Genomic DNA, 16764 nt, shown 5'->3' with positions numbered 1-16764 from the left:
AGGGCGGGTGCCCGGGGAGCGGGAGTGCCGGGGCGGTCAGAAGAGGATGGTGGCGAGGGTGCCCACGCGGTGGAAGCCGCAGCGTTCGTAGACCCGGCGGGCGGGGCGGTTGAAGTCGTTGACGTAGAGGCTGACCGTGGGGGCGACCCGGAGCAGCGCGTCGCGGACGACGGCGGCCATCGCGGCGCTGGCGATCCCGCGTCCGCGCCACGCGGGGGCCACCCAGACGCCCTGGATCTGGGCGGTACGGCGGGTCACCACCGCGAGTTCGGCCTTGAACACGACCTCGCCGTCGACCATGCGGGCGTACGCCCGGCCGGCGCGGACCAGGTCCTCGACCCGTCGGCGGTAGGCCCGACCGCCGTCGTCGGCCAGCGGCGAGACGCCGACCTCCTCGGCGTACATGGCGACCGCCGCGGGGAAGAGCAGGTGCACCTCGTCGGGGCGGACCCGGCGCACCTCGGGGTCGACCGGGATGGCGGGCGGGGCGTCGGTGGCCAGTAGCGGCTGGTTGGGGCGGACGTCGCGGGCCGGCCCCCAGTTGTCGGCGAGCCGGTCCCAGAGGCCGAGCACCGCGTCGGCCCGTCCGACGATGGAGGAGCAGAGCCGTTCCTCGCCGGAGAGTTGCTCGGCGAAGGCGGCGACGGCGGAGTCGGTGGCGAGGATCGGGGTGAGGTTGCCGCCGAGCCAGCAGATCGACTCCAGGTTGCGGCGGGTGCCGTAGCCGAGGATCCGACCCTCGGCCCGCCACCAGGCCAGGCCGCGCGCGGAGACCCGCTCGGCGACCTGTGCGCCCGCGAACGGGTCGAGGTCGAGCAGCCGCTCGACGGCGCGCCGCTCCGACTCCCCCAGTTGGCGTACCGGCACCGTCAGCACGGTTACCAGCCTGCCAGATCCGGGAGGTGGTTCGCCGGGCGACCGGCACAGCCGTCAAAGGACTTGTCGCCAACACATTGCCGATATATCGTTGATGCATCAGCGACAGCACAACGAAAGGACGACACGATGGGATTCCACCGTCGGATCCACGCACTCCAGGAGGCCCGGCAGCGCGGCTTCGGCTTCCCCCCCGTACCGCCCGGCCCGCACGGGCACGGGGGTTGGGGCGGCGGCCGGGGCGGGCGCGGTCGGGGCCGGGGACGCCGGCCCAACGTCCGGGCCGCCGTGCTGGCCCTGCTCACCGAGCGGCCGATGCACGGGTACGAGATGATCCAGGAGATCGACTCCCGCACCGGCGGGGCCTGGCGGCCCAGCCCGGGGTCGATCTACCCGACGCTGCAACTGCTGGAGGACGAGGGCGTCATCGCCGCCAGCACCGATCCGGCCGGCGGCGGGCGCAAGCGGTTCGACCTGACCGACGCCGGCCGGGAGGAGGCCGCGACGGCCGCGCAGACCCCACCCTGGGCCGAGTTCGCCGAGGACACCGTCAACAGTTGGCACGACATCCGCGACGCGGGCGCGCAGGCCATGCACGCGCTGCGCCAGGTGATGATGACCGGCACCGACGACCAGCGGGAACGCGCCGCCCAGGTGCTCGACGAGACCCGCCGCAAGTTGTACGCGATCCTCGCCGAATCCGAGTGACCGCCGGGCACCACCCGGCACCTGGCACCCGGCACCCCCCCGGCGACCGTCGACGTCCGGGCCCGGCACGGCGAACCCGGCCGGCCCGGACCACCACACGACCCCGGCCCGGGTCGCCTACCCCGTACGAGAAGAAGGGCGGCCCCCCACCGGGAGGGCCGCCCTTCTCGACGGTGGATCAGTGCACGGTGACCGTGGGGCCGGGGACCAGGTCGCGCAGTTCCTCGGGGATCTCCGCGCCCATCTCGTCGGCGATCCGCAGCGCCTCCTCGATCAGCGTCTCGACGATCCGCCCCTCGGGGACGGTCTTGACGACCTGCCCCTTGACGAAGATCTGCCCCTTGCCGTTGCCGGAGGCGACCCCGAGGTCGGCCTCGCGGGCCTCACCCGGCCCGTTCACCACGCAGCCCATCACGGCGACCCGCAGCGGTACGGGCAGCCCCTCCAGGCCGGCGGTGACCTCCTCGGCCAGCTTGTAGACGTCCACCTGGGCCCGGCCGCAGGACGGGCAGGAGACGATCTCCAGCCCGCGCTCGCGCAGGCCCAGCGACTCCAGGATCTGGTTGCCGACCTTGATCTCCTCGACCGGCGGGGCCGACAGCGACACCCGGATCGTGTCGCCGATGCCCTCGGCCAGCAGCGCCCCGAAGGCGACGGCCGACTTGATGGTGCCCTGGAACGCCGGGCCGGCCTCGGTCACGCCCAGGTGCAGCGGGTAGTCGCACTGCTCGGCGAGCTGCCGGTACGCCCGGATCATCACCACCGGGTCGTTGTGCTTGACCGAGATCTTGATGTCCCGGAAGCCGTGCTCCTCGAACAGCGAGCACTCCCACAGCGCCGACTCGACGAGCGCCTCGGCGGTGGCCTTGCCGTACTTGGTGAGCAGCCGCTTGTCGAGCGAGCCGGCGTTGACGCCGATCCGGATCGGCGTACCGGCGGCGGAGGCCGCTGCCGCGATCTCCCTGACCTTGTCGTCGAACTGGCGGATGTTGCCCGGGTTGACCCGGACGGCCGCGCAGCCGGCGTCGATCGCGGCGAAGACGTACTTCGGTTGGAAGTGGATGTCGGCGATCACCGGGATCTGCGACTTCTTCGCGATCGCCGGCAGTGCCTCCACGTCGTCCTGGCTGGGCACGGCGACCCGGACGATCTGGCAGCCGGACGCGGTCAGCTCGGCGATCTGTTGGAGGGTGGCGTTGACGTCGGAGGTGAGGGTGGTGGTCATCGACTGCACCGAGACGGGGGCACCGCCACCGACGGGCACCGAACCGACCATGATCTGGCGGCTGGCCCGGCGCGGGGCGAGCGGCGGGGGCGGTACGGCGGGCATACCGAGACTGACAGCGGTCACTTCAGGCACTCACCTTGTGAAGAGGGTGATGGGGTTGACGATGTCCGCGGTGGCGGTGAGCAGGGTGAACGCGCCACCGATGAGGATCACCGCGTACGTGATGGGCATCAGCTTGAGGTAGTCGACCCGGCCGGGGTCGCGCCGGCCGATCCGGGCGTAGAGCCAGGAGCGGGCCCGTTCGAACCAGGCGATGGCGATGTGGCCGCCGTCGAGGGGCAGCAGCGGCAGCAGGTTGAACACGCCGACGAAGAAGTTCAGCGAGATGAACAGCAGGACGAGCAGTTGCCAGACGCCGTTCTCCAGGGCTTCGCCGCCGAGCCGGCTCGCGCCGACGACGCTGATCGGGGTGTCCTTGTCCCGTTCGCCGCCGGTGACGGCGGTCCACAGGGCGGGCACCTTGTCGGGGATGCGCTTGAGTGCCTCGTAGGTGCCGACGGCCAGGTCCTTGGTGTAGCCGGCGGTGGCGGGGATGGCCTCGACCGGGCCGTAGGTGACGTTCGCCGGGACGCCGGGCGGGAGCATCGGGCCGGCGACGCCGAGGGCGGAGACGGTGATCGGGGCGCCGTTCGGGTCGTCCAACGGCTTGCGCTGCACGGCGGCGAGGTCGGCCCGGACCTGGCCGGCGACCCCGTCGCGTTCGTAGCTGATCGTCGCCGGCTGGCCCGGGGGCAGGTCACGGACGGTCTTGACCAGCGCGGCGTAGTCGGGGACGGCGATGCCGTTCACCGCGACGATCTTGTCGTCGTCGCGCAGCCCGGCCTGCTTGGCGGGGCTGACCGGGTCGCCCGGGGCGCACTCGCGGACCGCGTCGGTGGGGATGACGCAGTCGACGACCTTGACGTGCGCCGGGAGCGGGTTGGGCAGGTCCTTGTTGGGCAGGCCCATGAACATGGCGGCGAGCCAGATCGCCACGATGGCCAGCGCGAAGTGGGTGACCGAGCCGGCGGACATCACGATCGTCCGCTTCCAGACCGGGTAACGCCACATCGCCCGCTTCTCGTCGCCCGGTTCGACGTCGTCGTCCTGCGGCGTCATCCCGACGATCTTGCAGAACCCGCCGAGCGGGATGGCCTTGAGGCCGTACTCCGTCTCACCCCGGCGGAACGACCAGATGGTCGGCCCGAAGCCGACGAAGTAGCGGGTGACCTTCATGCCGAACGCCTTGGCGGTCAACATGTGACCGGCCTCGTGCAGGCTCACCGAGATGAGGATCGCCAGGGCGATCACCACCACCCCGAGCAGATAGAGCATCAGGCTTCCTTCCCCGACCCCGAGATGATCTCCTGCGCGTGCGCGCGCGCCCACGATTCGGCGGCGAGCACGTCCTCGACGGTACCTGGTTCACCGAAATCGGGGGCGTCCTCCAACACCCGCCCGAGGGTGTCGACGATGCCCAGGAACGGCAGCCGTCCGGCGACGAACGCCGCCACGCACTCCTCGTTGGCCGCGTTGTAGACCGCCGGCCGGCAGCGGCCCGCCTCGCCCGCCGCCTTGGCCAGCGCCACCGCCGGGAACGCCTCGTCGTCGAGCGGGGCGAACTCCCAGGTGTGGGCGGTGGTCCAGTCGACGGCGGTCGCGGCGTCGGGCACCCGGTCGGGCCAACCGAGGCCGAGCGCGATGGGCAGCCGCATGTCCGGCGGACTCGCCTGGGCCAGGGTGGAGCCGTCGACGAACTCGACCATCGAGTGGATCACCGACTGCGGGTGCACCATCACGGTGATGTCGGCGTAAGCCACGTCGAACAGCTCGTGCGCCTCGATCACCTCAAGCGCCTTGTTGACCATGGTGGCCGAGTTGATCGTGACGACCGGTCCCATGTTCCACGTCGGGTGGGCCAGCGCCTGCTCCGGGGTGACGGCGGTCAGCTCGTCGCGCCGCCGCCCCCGGAACGGCCCGCCGCTGGCCGTGACGACCAGCCGCCGCACCTCGCCCCTGGTGCCGCCGCGCAGGCACTGGGCCAGCGCCGAATGCTCCGAGTCCACCGGCACGATCTGCCCCGGCCGCGTCACCGCGGCCTTCACCAGCGGGCCGCCGGCCACCAGCGACTCCTTGTTGGCCAACGCGAGGGTACGACCACAGCGCAGCGCGGCCAGCGTCGGCGCGAGCCCGAGCGACCCGACCACCCCGTTGAGGACCACGTCGCAGGGCCACTGCGCCAGCTCCGTCATGGCGTCCGGGCCGGCAATGATCTTCGGTAGCTTGAATTCCCCGGTGGCCCAGCCGCGCCGGCTCGCCTCGGCGTAGAAGGCGAGTTGGAGGTCCTGCGCGGCGGACGCCTTGGCCACCCCGACCGCGTCCACGCCCAGTTCGAGGGCCTGCCGGGCGAGCAGCTCGACGTTGCCGCCGCCGGCACCGAGCCCCACCACCCGGAACCGGTCGGGGTTGCGCCTGACGATGTCGATCGCCTGGGTGCCGATCGAACCGGTGGAGCCGAGCAGGACGAGATCCCGGGGAGTTGTCACCCGGCCATTCTGCCCCGTACGCGCTGTGCGCCGGCTGGGAGCCTCACCCCTCGACGTCACCCTCCGCGCCCGCCCCCCGACCCAGCGGTTCCGCCTCCTCGACCGGTGCCTCCTCGCCCAGCAGGTCGGCCGGATCGATACTGAACGCGAAGGGCTGCCGCATGACGAACGTCGTCCCGGCCGCAGCCGCCGCGACCGGCCGGTACTCCCCGTCGGTCAACTCGAAGAGCGCGATGGTGGGCACCCGGTTACGCAGGTCGACGCGGAGGAAGAACGGGACACCGGCGGCGGCGTACTCACGGGGCCGGTCGATCACGTCCTTACGCCTGTTACCCGGGGAGACGACCTCGCCGAGCAGCACGGCGTGGCCGATGTCCATCGTCGTCCGCCCGCCACCGGGAGCGTCGAGGATCACGATGTCCGGAATGAAGAGGTCGGCACCGGAAACGATGTTGGCTTCGGCGTACAGCCACAGTTTTTCCCGGCGGGCCGCCTGCTTGAGCAGGTAGGCCAGATCCAACTCGGCGTTCTGATGGTCGTATCCGGCATGTGGGGTCACGATCACGCTTCCGCTCAGGACTTCAACCTTGGGACCGTTGGTCTCCGGCAACAGGTCGAGGGCGAGCTGGGCGGTCCACGGCTCGTCGTGCCAGCGCAACACGTCGAACGACGGCCCGGCCGGCCGGTCGACCGACCCGGTCGACAGGCACGTCGGGTCGGGCGACTGCGGTGCCGGCTCGGGCGCGAATGCGGCCTGGGCCATCCGGGCTCACCCCCTCAGCGGAACATCCTGCTGGTCCCAGCCTAATCGCCGCAGCCCCCGGAGCCGCCCGTCGCACCGCCAGTGCGTCCCGGTCAGCCCACGACCTCCCCGCCCGTCGGCCAGATCCACACGCCTGATCAACACATCGGGGCCGATACAGGGGTGTCCGCGACGATCCTTACCCCAATATCGGCCCCGTTGAGTCGATCATCATGCCGGACGGCAGATACGTCGGGCGGGGTTGAGGTCACCCGGCCGGATCGCGGCCACGAAGCCGGCCCAGGAGGCGGGCGGGAAGGTCAGCGCGGGGCCACCACGGTCCTTGCTGTCCCGCACCCCGACCACCTGCGGCAGATTCGTCGCCACTTCCACACAGGTGGACCCGCCGTTTCCACTACGAGTGGACGTACGCCAGACAGCACCGATCAGATCCATGACTTCGCCAACTCCGACATCGACGTCATCGGGCCGCGACGAGTCGGTCACTGGCGGACTCCGAGGGTGCCCGCCCTGGTCGCGGCCACGAAGCCGGCCCAGGAGGCGGGCGGGAAGGTCAGCGCGGGGCCACCACGGTCCTTGCTGTCCCGCACCCCGACCACCTGCGGCAGATTCGTCGCCACCTCCACACAGGTGGCACCGCCATTGTCGCTGCGGGTCGACTTACGCCAGATCGCGCCAGTCAGCTCCATGACTACCCAACTCCTGTACGAGATCCCGGGACAACCAGGCGGACGGCCCGTTCACACTGATACATCAACGCCGTCAGGCAGCGACGAGTCGGTCACTGGCGGACGCCGAGGGTGCCCGCCCTGGTCGCGGCCACGAAGCCGGCCCAGGCGACGGGTGTGAACGTCAACACCGGGCCACGCCGGTCCTTGCTGTCCCGCACCCCGACCACCTGCGGCAGATTCGTCGCCACCTCCACACAGGTGGAGCCACCGTTGTCGCTGCGGGTCGACTTGCGCCAGACTGCACCGGTCAAGTCCATGACTTCGCCAACTCCCGTATGAGATCCCGGGAGGCCCGGCGTGGCAGTGCTTCACCGCGCAGGCTCTCCCATCTGCGCTGAAGGCTATCAACGTCGTCCGGCCGGTCGGTGATGTGCGCCCGCAGGGCGCTGTCCAGATGCACGACCTCTCCCCCGTCTGGCACGCGGACCAGAATGAACGGACCGGCCAGGCCAGCGTGCATCCCCGCATCTGCTGGCACCACGTGCACGCTGATGTGGGAGTGCTCAGTCAGCCGCAGCAGATGCTCGAACTGCTCGATCATCACCGCCGGTTCGCCGATCCCCCGGCGCAGCACCGCCTCGTCGATCACCGCCACCACCTCGGGTGGGCGCTCCCGGGTCAGCACTGCCTGCCGATCCATTCGGGAGGAGACTCGCTGCTCGATTTCACTCTCCCGGAGCATTCCGCCACCGTGCAGGACCGCGCGGGCGTACGCCTCGGTTTGCAGGAGGCCGGGGACGAGGGAAGGCTCAAACCAGCGGATCAAGGTCGCCTCCCGCTCCACGCTGATCCACTCGCGTAGCCACGGGGGTGCGGAGTCGGCGCGGACCAGGGCGAGCAGCCGTTCGAAGAGGCCGCCGGCCTCCAGGGCGGCGTCCGCGCGGGTGATGAAGTCCTGCGAGGGCGTACGGTGGCCGATCTCGACCATGCCCACCAGCGACGACGAGTAGCTGATCCGTTGGGCCAGATCCTCCTGACTCAGCCCGCGCTCCCTGCGCGCCCGGCGCAACTCCGCCCCGAGGAATTCCAGGGTCGACATCGGTCCACCGGTCATCACACCTCCACCACACGTCTGCCATCCGCCGCCAACGTCGACCACCGCACCGCCCCCGGTCGGCACACCCTTCGCTGAGGCCACGCGCCACCTTCCGACAGTAGTCGCGTCCACAGCAGAGTGTGAACAGGCTCACGGAGGGAGCAGGCGGATGAGGAAGCGCGACAGACCGGTACCGGTGACGCCACGGCATCGGCGGGACTGGTCCCGGTGGGGTCGGTACTGCACCTGTGGGCTGCGCTGGCCGTGCCCGGACCGGCGGGCCGCCGTACCGCTGCGGGAACCGCCACCGCCCCCGCTGCCGGCGCACCGCCGACACCTGTGGAATGGTCCCACTGCCGTTTACTGGGTGGGCGCGGCGGGCCTGGTCACCCGGGGGCAGGCACGTCGGGCGAACGGCCGCCACCGGTGACCCCGCCGACGGACAGCTCACGGCGCGGGCGACCGGCGTCGGCCGTGACGCCGCCGGACGACGCACGACGGGAACGGCCGCTGTCGACGGTGACCCCACCGACGGACAGCTCACGGCAGGGGCGGCCGACACCGGTGACCTCGCCGGAGGGTGACGCGCGGCGCAGGTGGCCGGCGGGCGGTCGGCACGTCGCCGCGCGGCCCGCCTGGCGGTGCCGGGCCTGTGCCGCCCCGTGGCCCTGCCAGCCAGCCAAGCTGAGCCTGCGGCGGGAGTACGCCCACGACCGGCCGGCGCTGGCCATCTACCTCTGCCTGCTGATGCACGACGCGATCGCCGATGCGCTGCGGGTCGGCACCGGCCCGGTCGACCCGGCCGCCTACTTCACCCGGTTCCTCGCCTGGACCCGCCACGACCGGCCACCACCCGACCCGCCGCCCGGCACGCCATCCGGGTCGTCGCCCGCAGCCGTACCCGCCGACCTGGGTTGATCGACACAAGGGGGCCGAGGTGGGGGTGTCCTCGCCGACCGGACAGCCCCACCTGGGCCCCGTTGAGCTGATCATCGCCCCGGGGCCGGGCCGGGGACGACGGTCAGGCGTAGGTCTCGAACTCGGCGACCTTCGGGGTGGCGGCAGAGCTGTTGATCCGGAAGGTGACCTTCTTCAGCGAGGTACGGGCGAAGGTGATCACCCCGGCCCGGCTGCCGGAGGCCAGCACCGCGCCGGTGTCGCCGTTGAGCACCTGCCACGAGGTGACGCTGCCGGCCGAGCCGGACGCCTCCCGAATGTTGATCGAGGAGATGCTGGTCGCGGAGCCCCACTTGATCGAGATGTCACCTGTCGACCCGGCCGGCGACCAGAAGGTGCCCAGGTTGCCGTCCCGGACGTCGCCGTAGCTCGTACCGCTGGCCTTGCTGGAGCCGTCGGAGCCGGCGCCGATGCTGAGGTTGGTCCCGCCGGGGGTGCTGGTGGGCGGCGGGGCGGTCGGGGCCGGCGTGGTCGGCGCAGGGGTGGTCGGGTTCGGGGTGGTCGGCGTGCAGCTTCCGTTCGACTCCTTGAGACCCGTGTTCGCGCCGGCCGTCTGCCGGACGATGTCCGGCACGCAGCTCGCCCCGTCGAGGCGGTACGAGTACGGGATGCTGACGCTGGTGTTCGACGGCATACCCGGGCCGGCGGGGTTGGTCTCGCTGCCGGGGCTGGACCAGGTCACGTTGTCCAGGATGTTGCCGCTGGCCTGCCAGTACCCGGCCTCGCTGGTGTAGAAGGTACCCAGGACGTCCCGGGAGTTCTTGAAGTAGTTGTTCTCCACCTTGGCCCGCGCGCCGGCCCGGGAGTTGATCCCCGATTCGTTAAGCTGCACGTACGAGTTGTTGTAGGCGTGCGCGATCCCGCCCCGCAGCAGCGGCGTACGGGAGTCGATGTTCTGGTAGAGGTTGTGGTGGAAGGTGACGAAGCCGTTGCCCCGGTCGCTCTCGCTGGAGCCGATCAGGCCGCCCCGGCCGGAGTTGCGCAGGATGCTGTACGACAGCGTCACGTACTGGACGTCGTCCTTCATGTCGAACAGCCCGTCGTAGCCCTCCGACTCGCCACCCGACGCCTCCAGCGTGACGTGGTCGACCCAGACGTTGCGCACGCTGCTCTCCATGCCGATGGCGTCGCCGCCGTTGGAGACGGGCGAGCCCGACTTCTTGACGTTCCGGACCGTCACGTTCTGGATGATGATGTTGCGGGAGTCGCGGATGTGGATGCCGAGCTGGTCGAAGACCGCCCCGCTGCCGACCCCGACGATGGTGACGTTGCTGATCTCCTTCAGCTCGATCTTGTCGGCGGCGGTGTTGCAACTGCTGCCGGAGACCTTCGTGGTGTTGCCGTGGTTGATCGTGCCCTGCACCTCGATGACGATCGGGGTGCTGCTGCTGGCCCGGTTGCACAGCGCCGCGTGGATCGCGGTGCCGGTGCTGGCCCGTACGGTCTGCCCGCCCGCGCCACCGGTGGTGCCGCCGTTCTGGGTGGCGTAGCCGCTGGCGCTGCCGGCCGCCGCCGACGCCTGGTGCACCGGCAGGGCCACGCAGATCGCGGCACCGACGGCGGCCGTGGCCAGCCCCGCCTGGACTCGTCGTGCGACTGGTCGTCTCATCCTCGCGTCACCTTTCTCGTTACCTGGTGGTGGTGCCGCCGCCGGGTGGTGTGGTGCCCGGTCGGGCGGCGGTGATGACGGTGGTCCTGGCGGACCTCTGCGCGCCGGGGACGGGCCGGGCCTTCGCGGCCGTCAGGCGGAGTCGCCGGCCGGCCAGGGATGTCTGCGCCGGTGGTCGGGTCGACCCGCTCGCCGCGCTGCCGCGCACGGCGAACTGGCGCCTGCGGCGGTGGTGGAACTCGCCGGGGCACCCGCACTGAGCATCTGGAAAGCGCTTTCCACAAGCGAGAATAGGGTGACGTCTGTCGATACCGCAAGACGTCGTCCGGATTGCGGCTAATGACCGCCTAGCCGCCGGCCGGTCCGCTGGTGATCCACTCGCCGGGGCCGATGTTGCGCCATCCCGGCGTCCCGACACCGCAGCATCGGCCCAGTTGGCCCGATCGTCGACGGCGCACGGCCCTGACGCGGGATCGTGATGCGTGGCGGCGGGCGACAGGGGGAAGAACATCGCGATGGGCGACGCATGGCAGCGTACGAAACGGATCACCAGCGCCGCGTTCCGGCCGGTACGCGGACGGGACCTCTCCCTGCACGCCGCCGCGATCACCTTCTACGGGGCGATCGCCGTGGTGCCCGTCGCCCTGCTGGCGATCTGGCTGACCTCGCTGCTGGCCGGCGCGGACCGGGTACGCCGGCTCACCGCGTACGCCGTGGAGACGCTGCCGGACGCGATCGGTGCGCCCGAGGCGGTGGACGCGCTGGTCAACGCCGGGGTGCAGTTGACCCCGCTGCTGGCGCTGGCCTCCCTGCTGCCCGCCTCGCTCTACGGTGAGGGGCTGCGCCGGGCGTTCGTCTCGGTCGCCACCGCGCCCAACCCGGACGAGTCGCTGGTCGGCTGGCGGGGCCGGTTGCTGCTGCTGCCGCTGCTCGCCCCCGCCCCCGCCCTGCTGCTGTCGATCCTCATCGCGCTGCCCACCACCACCCGGCTGATCCGGCAGGGCGGCTGGGTCGCCGCCCTGGGCATCGTGCTGTCGTTCCTGGCGGTGTGGCTGGTGCTCACCCCGGTGCTGATGTGGGTGTTCCGGGTGGTCGGGCCGGCCTCACCGGACTGGCTGTCGACGTTGGCGGTCGGCTCGTTCACCGCCGCCAACCTCTCCGGCTTCCTGCACGGCTTCGTGCTGTTCTGCTCGCTCCCGCTGGATCTCGGGGTGCCGTTCGGCGGCTTCGACCCGGTCGGGGCCGGCGTCGCGGTGCTGCTCTGGCTCTACCTGTTCCACGTGATCGTGCTGGCCGGCTACTCGGCCACCCTCGCGTTGTCCCGCTGGCGGGCCCGCCGCGCCGCCGCCTCCGGGTCGACGTCCGATTCCGGGTCGGCGTCCCGATCCGGGGCCGACGCCGCCGGGACGTCCCGGCCCGCGACGGCGAACCACCCCACGGCGTCCGCGTCCGCGTCCGCCGGAACCGACCCGGCCGTCGGGGCCGTCGGCTCCGAGGCGTCCGGGGTCGGCGACGCCGCCGGGTCGTCGGTCTCGCGCAGGCCGTAGCGGGCCCAGAACCGGGCCAGGGGCGTCGGGGCCCACCAGTTCCACCGGCCCAGCAGCCGCATGGTGGCCGGCACGAGCAGCGCCCGGACCAGCGTCGCGTCCACCACGATCGCCACGATCATGCCGACGCCGATCAGCTTGATGTAGGCCATCCCGCCGGTGGTGAAACCGGCCACCACGATGATCAGCAGGAGCGCGGCGGCGGTGATGATCCGGCCGGTGCGTTGCAGGCCGGCGGCGACCGAGGCGGTGTTGTCGCCGGTGCGGTCCCACTCCTCGCGGACCCGACTGAGCAGGAACACCTCGTAGTCGGTGGCCAGCCCGAACAGCACCGCGAGCATCAGGATGAGGTTGCTCGGCTCGATGAACCCGGTGGAGGTGAAGCCGAGCAGGCCGGACAGGTGGCCGTCCTGGAAGATCCAGACCACCACGCCGAACGACGCGCCGATCGACAGCAGGTTCATCAGCACCGCCTTGACCGGCAGCACCACCGAGCCGAAGGCGAGGAAGAGCAGCAGCAGGGTCGCGCCGGCCATCAGCAGGGCCATCCACGGCAGCCGGTCGCCGAGGCTGTCCAGCAGGTCGACGTCGGCGGCGGGTCGCCCGCCGACCAGCACCTGCGCCCCGTCCGGGCCGGGCAGGTCGCGCAGCGCCCGCACCACGTCCCGGGCGGCGTCGCCGGTCGGCTCCCCCGGGTAGCTCACCGACAGCAGGGTGGACTCCCCCTTCGCCGCCGTGACCTGCACCCCGGTCACCCCGGGCAGCGCCGCGATCCGGTCGGCGAACGGGCGTACCGCGTCGGCCGGCGCGCCGGAGACCAGTACCTCGACCGGGGCGATCGTGCCGCCGGGGAACTCGGCGGCGATCCGCTCCGAGACCACCCGGGGCGCGGCGTCCGCCGGCAGCACCCGCTCGTCGACCCCGCCGAAGGTGATCCGCGCGAACGGAGTGGCCAGCACGCCGAGCAGCAGCGCGACCCCCACCAGGTACAGCGCCGGCCGGCGCATCACGCTGCGCGCGATCCGGGCCCACGCGCCGCCGGCCGCACCCGCCGCCGGCCGCCCACCCCGCGTCCCCCGCCGCCCCGGCAGCGGTACGCGCACCGCGTCCACCCGGTGGCCGAGCACCACCAGCAGGGCCGGAAGCACGGTCAACGCGGCCAGCATGGCGATCAGCACGGCGGCCATCCCGCCGAAGCCCATCGACCGCAGGAACGGCTGCGGGAAGATCAGCAGGCTGGCCATGGCGAGCGCGACGGTGAGCCCGGAGACGAAGACGGTCCGGCCGGCGGTGAGCATGGTGCGGCGGATCGCCTCGGCGGTGGACCGGCCGGCGGCCAACTCCTCCCGGAACCGGCTGACGATGAACAGCGCGTAGTCGACAGCCATCCCGAGGCCGATCAGGGTGATCACGTTGATCGCGAAGATCGACACGTCGGTGACCATGTTGACCAGGCGTACCGCGAGGAACGCGCCGAGGATGGCCAGCCCGCCGACGAGCAGCGGGGTGCCGGCGGCGACCAGCCCACCGAAGATCAACACGAGCAGCACCAGCAGCACCGGCATGGACAGCAGTTCGGCGCGGGTGACGTCCTCGGTGCTCTGGGTCGTGGCCGCCTCCTGGAACGCCACCAGCCCGCCGACGTCGGTCCGCAGGCCGGGCGCGTCCAGTGCGGGGCGCAGCGCCGCGAACTGCGCCGAGCGGGCGTCCTCGTCGCCGCCGGTGAGCTTGACCAGCGCGTAGGTGGCCCGGTGGTCGGTGGCGACCAGCGCGGGCGCGGGCGCGTCGTACCAGGTGGTCACCTCGGCCACCTCGGCGCGCTGGCGCAGCCCGGCCACCGTGAAGGTCACCGGGTCACGGAACTGCGGGTCCTCGACGGTGACGGTGTCGCTGGACCACAGGACGATCACGTCCGCGCCCTGCCTGCTGAGTTCGGCGGTGACCCGCTGCACGGTCCGGCTGGACTCGCTCGACGGGTCGTCGAAGCCACCCCCGCTCAGCTCGCCGAACACCCCGGTGCCCCAGGTCGCCCCGACCGCGATCAGCACCCCGGCCACGGCCAGCACCGCCCACCGGGCGCGCACCACCACCCGCCCCCACCAGGCGAACATCGGCCTCTCCCCTCGTCGACCCGCCGGCCCGTCGAACCACCGCCGCCCGCACCCGGGCCGCCCACCGGGACCGCCCCACAGCGATCGACGTCCACTATCGCAACAACCGTTCACGTTCGACGGGCCGGGACCGGCCGGTCCCGCCGGTCGAGGCGGCAGACTTCACGCCGCGCACCGCACTAGGCTGCCCAGGCATGAGCGATGCGAGTGAGCTGCCGTCCCGCGCCGACGTCGTGATCGTCGGATCGGGGCACAACGGGCTGGTCTCCGCCGTCCTGCTGGCCCGCGCCGGGCTGGACGTGCTGGTGCTGGAGGCGGCGGAGGTGATCGGCGGGGCCACCCGTACCGAGAACCCGTTCCCGAAGGTGCCCGCGCTGCGCCACTCCACCGGGTCGTACCTGCTGGGGCTGATGCCGCCGGAGCTGCTCGCCACCCTCGACGTGCGCATCCCCGTGCTGCGCCGCGACCCGCACTACTTCCTGCCCACCCCGGGTGGGCCCGGTGCGCCGTACCTGCTGTTCGGCAGCGACACCGCAGCGACCCGGCGGCAGCTCACCGAGTTCTTCTCCCCCGCCGACGTGGCCGCCGACGACGCGCTCCAGGCCGAACTGGCGCAGCTCCGCGCCGACCTGGCACCGGCCTGGCTCGCCGAGCCGCTGCCGGTGGAGCAGACCGCCGAGCGCTACGTCCGCCCCGAACTGCGGCAGGTCTTCGTCGACCTGGTCCGAGGTTCCGTCGCCGACTACCTGGCCCGGTTCGACTTCCGCTCCGAACTGCTGGTCAGCATGTACGCGGTCACCGACGGGCTGTCCGGCCTCAACGCCGGCCCGGACGACCCCGGCACCGGCCACAACTTCCTGGTGCACAACATGTGCCGGCTGCCCGGCGCGGACGGCACCTGGATGATCGCCCAGGGCGGGATGGGCACCGTCTCCCGCACCTTCGCCGAGGCCGCGCGGGCGGCCGGGGCGACCATCCTGACCGGTGCCCGGGTCGACGCCGTCACCCTGTCCGGGGGCGCGGCCTCCGGCGTGCGGCTGGCCGACGGGCGGGAGGTCGCCGCCGAGGTGGTGCTCGGCGCGTGTGACCCGTACCGGCTGATGGAGCTGGTGCCCGACGGCGCGCTGCCGGCGGAGCTGGGCGCGCGGATGGCGGCGGTCCGCCGGCCCGGCACCACCCTGAAGCTCAACCTGGCGTTGACCGGGCTGCCCCGGTTCTCCTGCCTGCCGGCCGACGCGCCCAGCCCGTTCGGGTCCACCATCCACCTGCTGCCCGGGTCGGCGTCGCTGGTCGGGGCGGGTGGCGCGTCGCCGATGGCGGCGCTGCGGGCGATGTGGGCCGACGTACGGGCCGGGCGGCTGCCCGACGAGCCGACCATCGAGTGGTACCTGCACACCACGGTCGACCCGTCGCTGTCCGACCCGGCCGGGCACCACTCGTCGGCGCTGTTCGTCCAGTCGGTGCCCTACACGCTGGCCGGCACCGACTGGGACACCGCGCTGCCCGGCTACGTCGCCCGGCTGGTGGAGATCTGCGAACGGTACGCCCCGGGCACCGGTGACCTGATCGCCGACGCGGTGCCGCTGCCCCCGCCCGGCATCGAGGCGCACTTCGGCATCACCGGCGGGCACATCCACCACGTCGACAACACCGTCTCGTTCACCGACCGGATGCCGTACGCCACAGGCATCGACGGCGTGTACGCGGGCAGCGCCGGCTGCCACCCGGCGGGCAGCGTGATCGGCGCGGCCGGTCACAACGCCGCCCAGCGCATCCTCGCCGACCTCGGCCGCTGACACCCGCCCGGCCCGTGCCCCCGCTCAGGCGGGGGTCGGGCGGGAGGACGGCAGGTCGCCCGGACCCCGGATCAGGTATAGCCCGGTGAGCAGGAAGTACGCCGCGAGGCTGAGCACCGGGTCGACGAAGGAGATACCGAACGCGACGACGTACAGCACCGGGCCGAGCAGGAACCGGCGGGCCACGGCGCGGGCCAGCCGGGGGTCCAGCCCCGGGTCGAGCAGTCGACGACGGCGGGCCCACCACCAGCTCAGGTTGAAGAACAGCGCCTCACCGAGCACCGTGCCCACGTAGAGCGCGGCGGTCAGCCGCTGGTCGGCGACGGTGCCCCGCAGATTGTCGGCGAGCAGGCTGGCCGCGAACGGAATGGCCGCCACGAACAGCAGCAACAGCAGATTGAGGACGAGCAGCAGTTGGTCGACCTTGACGACGTACCGCCACATGTTGTGGTGGGTCAACCAGACCTGCCCGACGATCACGAACGTGATCACGTACGCGAGGTAGGCGGGCCACTCGTGGAACAGCGCCCCGGGCAGGTCCTGGCCCTCGGGCCGCTGCGGGCTGAGTTGGAGCAGCTCCACCGCCATCAGGGTGAGCACGATCGCGATCACCGCGTCGCTGAACGCCTCCACCCGCGACGCGTCCCGCTCCTTCTCCCGCCGCTGCCCGAACTCGTACTCCTCCTCGTCCCCCACCCCACCCCCACCCCTCAACCGGGGCACCGCATCGAATCGCGGCCCCACAACGATCGTGGACCGTCGGTTACCAAAACAGGGCCGTTTCGCCGCCTTTGTCATCCTCGCCTCGCAGGCCGGC

Annotated in this window: 15 protein-coding genes and 1 pseudogene; 4 read left to right on the top strand and 12 right to left on the bottom strand. The window is 72.1% G+C overall.

From position 1 onward, the window contains the following. Positions 1-36: 36 nt before the first annotated feature. Positions 37-876 (bottom strand): GNAT family N-acetyltransferase, encoded by an 840-nt coding sequence (locus tag B5D80_RS20540; protein ID WP_088645536.1) that lies wholly within the window; start codon positions 874-876, stop codon positions 37-39. 129 nt (positions 877-1005) lie between these two features. Here B5D80_RS20540 and B5D80_RS20535 point away from each other — a divergent pair, with 129 nt between their 5' ends. Then, positions 1006-1584: a PadR family transcriptional regulator gene (locus tag B5D80_RS20535; protein ID WP_088645535.1), complete on the top strand. Its 579-nt coding sequence runs from the start codon at positions 1006-1008 to the stop codon at positions 1582-1584. Positions 1585-1762: 178 nt separating this feature from the next. Here the strand turns inward: B5D80_RS20535 and ispG are convergent, their stop codons facing one another. The 8 genes from ispG to B5D80_RS20495 form a co-directional block, all read right to left on the bottom strand. Continuing rightward, complete coding sequence (gene ispG, locus B5D80_RS20530) at positions 1763-2935, bottom strand: flavodoxin-dependent (E)-4-hydroxy-3-methylbut-2-enyl-diphosphate synthase (RefSeq protein WP_088645534.1); 1173 nt, start codon at positions 2933-2935, stop codon at positions 1763-1765. Between the two features lie 9 nt (positions 2936-2944). Next, positions 2945-4186: a M50 family metallopeptidase gene (locus B5D80_RS20525; protein ID WP_088645533.1), complete on the bottom strand. Its 1242-nt coding sequence runs from the start codon at positions 4184-4186 to the stop codon at positions 2945-2947. Then, positions 4186-5397 carry a 1-deoxy-D-xylulose-5-phosphate reductoisomerase gene (gene dxr, locus B5D80_RS20520; protein WP_088645532.1) on the bottom strand — a complete coding sequence of 404 codons (1212 nt, stop codon included), beginning with the start codon at positions 5395-5397 and terminating at the stop codon, positions 4186-4188. The genes B5D80_RS20525 and dxr overlap by 1 nt, the downstream gene beginning before the upstream one ends. A 43-nt stretch (positions 5398-5440) precedes the next feature. Further along, a complete protein-coding gene (locus B5D80_RS20515; protein ID WP_088645531.1) occupies positions 5441-6160 on the bottom strand; it encodes a Uma2 family endonuclease in 720 nt (239 codons plus the stop codon). 210 nt (positions 6161-6370) lie between these two features. Then, positions 6371-6595, bottom strand: coding sequence for a DUF397 domain-containing protein (locus B5D80_RS20510; protein ID WP_088645530.1), 225 nt, complete (start codon positions 6593-6595; stop codon positions 6371-6373). Between the two features lie 47 nt (positions 6596-6642). Then, the gene (locus tag B5D80_RS20505) at positions 6643-6849 is read right to left on the bottom strand and encodes a DUF397 domain-containing protein (RefSeq protein WP_088645529.1); all 207 of its coding nucleotides are present in this window, start codon (positions 6847-6849) and stop codon (positions 6643-6645) included. 92 nt (positions 6850-6941) lie between these two features. Next, positions 6942-7148, bottom strand: coding sequence for a DUF397 domain-containing protein (locus B5D80_RS20500; RefSeq protein WP_088645528.1), 207 nt, complete (start codon positions 7146-7148; stop codon positions 6942-6944). Further along, positions 7139-7930: a helix-turn-helix domain-containing protein gene (locus tag B5D80_RS20495; protein ID WP_088645527.1), complete on the bottom strand. Its 792-nt coding sequence runs from the start codon at positions 7928-7930 to the stop codon at positions 7139-7141. Before B5D80_RS20495 ends, B5D80_RS20500 begins: the two co-directional genes overlap by 10 nt. A gap of 561 nt (positions 7931-8491) precedes the next feature. On the opposite strand from B5D80_RS20495, the gene B5D80_RS20490 reads away from it, so the two are divergent. Further along, a complete protein-coding gene (locus B5D80_RS20490; protein WP_245854817.1) occupies positions 8492-8845 on the top strand; it encodes a hypothetical protein in 354 nt (117 codons plus the stop codon). Positions 8846-8948: 103 nt separating this feature from the next. On the opposite strand, the gene B5D80_RS20485 is transcribed toward B5D80_RS20490, so the two are convergent. Next, positions 8949-10493, bottom strand: a complete 1545-nt coding sequence (locus B5D80_RS20485) for a pectate lyase family protein (RefSeq protein WP_088645526.1) — start codon at positions 10491-10493, stop codon at positions 8949-8951. A 515-nt stretch (positions 10494-11008) separates the two neighbouring features. On the opposite strand from B5D80_RS20485, the pseudogene B5D80_RS20475 reads away from it, so the two are divergent. Next, positions 11009-11842: pseudogene (locus B5D80_RS20475) on the top strand (YhjD/YihY/BrkB family envelope integrity protein); the annotation flags it as partial. On the opposite strand, the gene B5D80_RS20470 reads toward B5D80_RS20475, so the two are convergent. Further along, positions 11791-14151, bottom strand: a complete 2361-nt coding sequence (locus B5D80_RS20470) for an MMPL family transporter (RefSeq protein WP_088645524.1) — start codon at positions 14149-14151, stop codon at positions 11791-11793. The pseudogene B5D80_RS20475 and the gene B5D80_RS20470 sit on opposite strands and share 52 nt — an antisense overlap. 194 nt (positions 14152-14345) lie before the next feature. Here B5D80_RS20470 and B5D80_RS20465 point away from each other — a divergent pair, with 194 nt between their 5' ends. After that, complete coding sequence (locus B5D80_RS20465; protein WP_088645523.1) at positions 14346-15947, top strand: phytoene desaturase family protein; 1602 nt, start codon at positions 14346-14348, stop codon at positions 15945-15947. 24 nt (positions 15948-15971) lie between these two features. Here B5D80_RS20465 and B5D80_RS20460 read toward each other — a convergent pair whose 3' ends face one another. Continuing rightward, the gene (locus B5D80_RS20460) at positions 15972-16643 is read right to left on the bottom strand and encodes a TMEM175 family protein (protein WP_245854815.1); all 672 of its coding nucleotides are present in this window, start codon (positions 16641-16643) and stop codon (positions 15972-15974) included. Positions 16644-16764 lie beyond the last annotated feature (121 nt).

Origin of the sequence: Micromonospora wenchangensis, from assembly GCF_002210435.1 — a bacterium.
GTDB lineage: Bacteria > Actinomycetota > Actinomycetes > Mycobacteriales > Micromonosporaceae > Micromonospora > Micromonospora wenchangensis.
Note: the sequence above shows the minus strand (reverse complement) of the source record. Positions and strands in the feature narration are given on the sequence as shown.